The organism is Pantoea sp. GCM10028869 (assembly GCF_042666835.1).
Taxonomy (GTDB): Bacteria; Pseudomonadota; Gammaproteobacteria; order Enterobacterales; family Enterobacteriaceae; genus Pantoea; species Pantoea leporis.
Window position 1 is genome coordinate 1 of the sequence record NZ_JBHTGO010000022.1, and the last position, 713, is coordinate 713.

Annotated in this window: 2 tRNA genes and 1 rRNA gene; all 3 read right to left on the reverse strand. The window is 49.9% G+C overall.

Features of this window, described 5'->3' with window-relative positions:
- Positions 1-270: 270 nt before the first annotated feature.
- Positions 271-346: transfer RNA gene (locus ACFQW4_RS23620), tRNA-Ala, on the reverse strand.
- A 143-nt stretch (positions 347-489) separates the two neighbouring features.
- A tRNA-Ile gene (locus ACFQW4_RS23625) sits at positions 490-566 on the reverse strand.
- A 73-nt stretch (positions 567-639) separates the two neighbouring features.
- Positions 640-713, reverse strand: a 16S ribosomal RNA gene (locus ACFQW4_RS23630); the annotation flags it as partial.

Sequence of the window (713 nt, forward strand, 5' to 3'; positions counted from 1 at the left end):
CAGATTAGCACGTCCTTCATCGCCTCTGACTGCCAGGGCATCCACCGTGTACGCTTAGTCGCTTAACCTCACAACCCACAGGCGTTTTGCAACGCGCGCAGACTGCAAGCATTTGAGAGACTCGAACGCGCTGTTATTCATTTCTTATTACGGAGAAATGAACCAACGCGTCGTTTCAATTTTCAGCTTGTTCCGGATTGTTAAAGAGCATAATACTTCGCAGCACACCGTTTCCGGTTTGCTCTGAAGTATTGTTTTGAGTCACTGTAATGGTGGAGCTAAGCGGGATCGAACCGCTGACCTCCTGCGTGCAAGGCAGGCGCTCTCCCAGCTGAGCTATAGCCCCATACAGTTACTGCAGAGACCACTACTACCACTCACCAGGAGTTCCGTTTTTGACAAACGGTAATTTCTTTTCAGGCAAGGCAAAGTGGCGCGACGTATAGTTCACTATACGAGCGGCGCTTTAACGCAGCATGAGAAGAAATTTGGTAGGCCTGAGTGGACTTGAACCACCGACCTCACCCTTATCAGGGGTGCGCTCTAACCACCTGAGCTACAAGCCTGTAGAGGTTTTTTCTGCTCGTTACTTTCTATCAGACAATCTGTGTGAGCACTTCGCGGGAAGGTATCTTCAGGTAAGGAGGTGATCCAACCGCAGGTTCCCCTACGGTTACCTTGTTACGACTTCACCCCAGTCATGAATCACAAAG